Raw genomic sequence first — 3,342 nt, 5'->3', positions numbered from 1 at the left:
CCCGAACTCAGCAGTGAAACGATGCATCGCCGATGGTAGTGTGGAGCTTCTCCATGTGAGAGTAGGTCATCGTCAAGATTAAATTCCGAAACCCCTATCTGCGTATGCAGGTAGGGGTTTTGTCTTTTCCGGCTTTTTATCTTGAAGCTGCTATTTGCCCTGTTCCCGGTACACATCTCCTTTGCTGCTTCTTTGCGCCATCTAGTGCTCTTCTGTTTTCTATGCAATCTCCTTGTGCATGGCTATCATGCCTGCCTCATTGTGAGTCGAGATTGGCATGCTGAAGTTGTTAAAACTCCTGAGAGATGGTCGATTTCATTCGGGCGAAGCCTTGGGGGCGGCGTTAGGTGTGAGTCGGAGCGCGGTGTGGAAACAGTTGCAGCTCCTGGAGTCCGAGTTGAACCTGACGGTCTACAAAGTCCGGGGGCGGGGCTATCGGCTGTCGACACCTTTGTTGCTGCTGGATGCAGAAAGCATTGCTCAGGCGTCGGCCGGAATTAGCTGGCCGGTATTGATTCATGATGAAATCGACTCGACCAATGCCGAGGCATTGCGATTGATTGCTGCCGGGCAAGCCGCGCCCTTCCTGGTGCTGGCTGAGCGGCAGACCGCAGGTCGCGGGCGTCGTGGCCGCTCTTGGGTAAGCCCGTTCGCGGAAAACCTCTATTTCAGCCTGGTTTTGCGAATAGAGGGCGGTATGCGCCAGTTAGAAGGGCTCAGTCTGGTGGTGGGGCTCGCGGTCAGGCAAGCGTTGTTATCTATTGGTGTTGCGTCGGCTGGTTTGAAGTGGCCAAACGATGTACTGGTAGATGATCGTAAAATAGCCGGAATCCTTCTGGAGCTGGTGGGTGATCCTGCTGACGTCTGTCATGTCGTGCTTGGCATTGGGATCAACGTCAACATGCGCGAGGCGGAAGTCGATCAGGCCTGGACGTCAGTCAGCCTGGAGACGGGGCGGATGAGTGACCGAAACACCTTGGCTGCATTGCTTTGCGATAACCTCGAGCGCTATTTGGCCCGGCACCGCGAGAAGGGTTTTTCCAGTATGCGAGAGGAGTGGGAGGTGGCTCACCTGTGGCAGGGGCGGGCTGTGTCGCTGGTTGCTGGAGTGAACAGTATCGACGGGGTTGTAGTGGGTATTGATGGCCAGGGAGCTTTGCGCCTTCAGGTTGCTGGTGTGGAAAAGAGCTTTAGTGGTGGTGAACTCAGCTTGAGGTTGCGCGATGATTCTTGAGCTTGATTGTGGGAATAGCTTTATCAAGTGGCGCGTTATTCAGGGGAGTGGTGTGGTTCTCCTTGGTGGCGTGGTTGACTCGGACGAAGCCTTGCTCCTCGCTGTTCGCGAGGCAGGGCTGGCTCCAGAACATTGCCGCCTGGTGAGTGTGCGTAGTGAAGAGGAGACGTCGCTTCTGGTGTCGGCTCTAGTCGCGGCATTCGGGTTGACGGTCAAGAAGGCTGTTCCGGCGAAAAGCCTGGCTGGTGTTCGGAATGGTTATGTGGACTATGAGCGCCTGGGGCTCGACCGCTGGCTCGCACTGCTGGGTGGCTATCATCTCGCCAAGACTGCCAGTGTAGTCATTGATCTCGGGACGGCGGTCACCTCGGACTTTGTCACCGCCGCAGGTGAGCATCTCGGTGGATTCATTTGTCCGGGCATGCCTTTGATGCGAAATCAGCTACGCACGCATACTCGTAGAATTCGCTACGACGGTGCCTCGGCCGAGCAGGCGCTGGAATGTCTTGAGCCGGGCCGTTCTACAGTAGAGGCGGTCGAGCGTGGTTGCACCTTGATGCTGCAGGGATTTGTCCTGACGCAGCTTCAGGAGGCGCATCGGCTTTGGGGGGATGACTTCGCGTTGTTCATAACGGGCGGTGATGCGGCACTGGTGCACCAGGTGGCACCGATGGCTCGGATCGTGCCCGATCTGGTCTTTGTTGGGCTTGCCATTGCTTGTCCGTTGGACTGAGGTGCGTATGCGTTGGCTGTTTCTTTTATTCCTGGTTCTGAACGTCTTCTATTACATCTGGCACCAGCAGGAAGCGCCGCTTAGGGCGAAAGAGGTCGAGTCGCTCTCTCTTTATAAGGGCAGCCAGCAGGATATTCGTCTCTTGAGCGAGGCTGAGCAGCTCAAGTCGGAAAAGCAGTGCATGTATCTCGGCGGTCTGGAGACGCCAGAAGTGCTGGAGGTGCTGCGGCAGCGGTTGACTGCCCTGGATATCTCATCCCGCAAAGTGGTGGGGAGGATAATTGACAATCCGGGTTGGTGGCTTCAAATCAGGCCTGAGAGCCAGCGTTTGTTGGATGAAACCTTGGTTGCGACTCTTTCCCGCGATTTCAAAGACTTAAAGAGTAAAATAATGCAGTGCGAGGGTATTGCAACCGTCGAATAGTTTGCATAGAATGGCGCCCGCTTCACAGGGATAACCACTAAGTGGTGGATCTACGAAGTAGCTGTCAAATAGCTAACCTCAAGATTTTAAAGAGAAAAAGCTTGACAGTAGGTGGGCAAAAATAGAAAATGCCAACCAAGCTCAGGAGGGGTTCCCGAGCGGCCAAAGGGATCAGACTGTAAATCTGACGTCTACGACTTCGAAGGTTCGAATCCTTCCCCCTCCACCATTTTAGCGAGAGCTGCAAGCTCCGCGGGTATAGTTTAGTGGTAGAACCTCAGCCTTCCAAGCTGATGATGCGGGTTCGATTCCCGCTACCCGCTCCAAGTTTGCTGTTTTTGCAACATGTGTTTCGCTCTTGTAGCTCAGTTGGTAGAGCACACCCTTGGTAAGGGTGAGGTCAGCGGTTCAAATCCGCTCAAGAGCTCCATATAACAAGGCAGATATGAAAATATCTGCCTTTGTTTTAATGGTTGGTATCACAGCTAAATTCTTCTGTTAGAGGATGGTGTCGATGGCTAAGGAAAAGTTTGAGCGTAATAAGCCGCACGTTAACGTTGGCACCATTGGTCACGTTGACCATGGCAAGACTACGTTGACTGCAGCGCTTACTCGTGTCTGCTCCGAGGTTTTCGGTTCGGCCAAGGTCGAGTTTGACAAGATCGACAGCGCTCCGGAAGAGAAAGCTCGTGGTATCACCATTAACACTGCGCACGTGGAATATGATTCGGCAGTGCGTCACTACGCTCACGTTGACTGCCCAGGTCACGCTGACTATGTGAAGAACATGATCACCGGTGCTGCCCAGATGGACGGCGCGATTCTGGTTTGCTCGGCCGCCGATGGTCCGATGCCACAAACCCGTGAGCACATCCTGCTGTCCCGTCAGGTTGGCGTTCCGTACATCGTGGTCTTCCTGAACAAGGCTGACCTGGTAGACGACGCTGAGCT

Annotated in this window: 4 protein-coding genes and 3 tRNA genes; all 7 read left to right on the top strand. The window is 54.4% G+C overall.

Annotated features, from left to right (window positions below):
• The first annotated feature begins 277 nt into the window (after positions 1 to 277).
• Complete coding sequence (birA, locus tag CKW37_RS31700) at positions 278 to 1,234, top strand: bifunctional biotin--[acetyl-CoA-carboxylase] ligase/biotin operon repressor BirA (protein ID WP_095160019.1); 957 nt, start codon at positions 278 to 280, stop codon at positions 1,232 to 1,234.
• On the top strand, positions 1,224 to 1,967 hold the full coding sequence (locus tag CKW37_RS31695) for a pantothenate kinase (protein ID WP_095160018.1): 744 nt from the start codon (positions 1,224 to 1,226) through the stop codon (positions 1,965 to 1,967). Before birA ends, CKW37_RS31695 begins: the two co-directional genes overlap by 11 nt.
• Before the next feature lie 7 nt (positions 1,968 to 1,974).
• The gene (locus CKW37_RS31690) at positions 1,975 to 2,391 is read left to right on the top strand and encodes a hypothetical protein (RefSeq protein ID WP_095160017.1); all 417 of its coding nucleotides are present in this window, start codon (positions 1,975 to 1,977) and stop codon (positions 2,389 to 2,391) included.
• Positions 2,392 to 2,535: 144 nt separating this feature from the next.
• Positions 2,536 to 2,620 (top strand) — tRNA-Tyr (locus tag CKW37_RS31685).
• 23 nt (positions 2,621 to 2,643) lie between these two features.
• Positions 2,644 to 2,717: transfer RNA gene (locus CKW37_RS31680), tRNA-Gly, on the top strand.
• 28 nt (positions 2,718 to 2,745) lie between these two features.
• Positions 2,746 to 2,821, top strand: a tRNA-Thr gene (locus CKW37_RS31675).
• Positions 2,822 to 2,905: 84 nt separating this feature from the next.
• On the top strand, positions 2,906 to 3,342 hold a 437-nt coding region (locus CKW37_RS31670; RefSeq protein ID WP_143502178.1), incomplete at its 3' end, for a GTP-binding protein.

The organism is Pseudomonas sp. Irchel 3E13 (genome assembly GCF_900187455.1).
In the GTDB taxonomy this organism is placed as follows: Bacteria; Pseudomonadota; Gammaproteobacteria; order Pseudomonadales; family Pseudomonadaceae; genus Aquipseudomonas.
Note: the sequence above shows the minus strand (reverse complement) of the source record. Positions and strands in the feature narration are given on the sequence as shown.

What these genes read in the sequence shown, in the direction of transcription:
- birA (WP_095160019.1), top strand. Translation starts at nt 278, where the DNA reads ATGCTGAAGTTGTTAAAACTCCTGAGAGATGGTCGATTTCATTCGGGC.
- CKW37_RS31695 (WP_095160018.1), top strand. Translation starts at nt 1,224, where the DNA reads ATGATTCTTGAGCTTGATTGTGGGAATAGCTTTATCAAGTGGCGCGTT.
- CKW37_RS31690 (WP_095160017.1), top strand. Translation starts at nt 1,975, where the DNA reads ATGCGTTGGCTGTTTCTTTTATTCCTGGTTCTGAACGTCTTCTATTAC.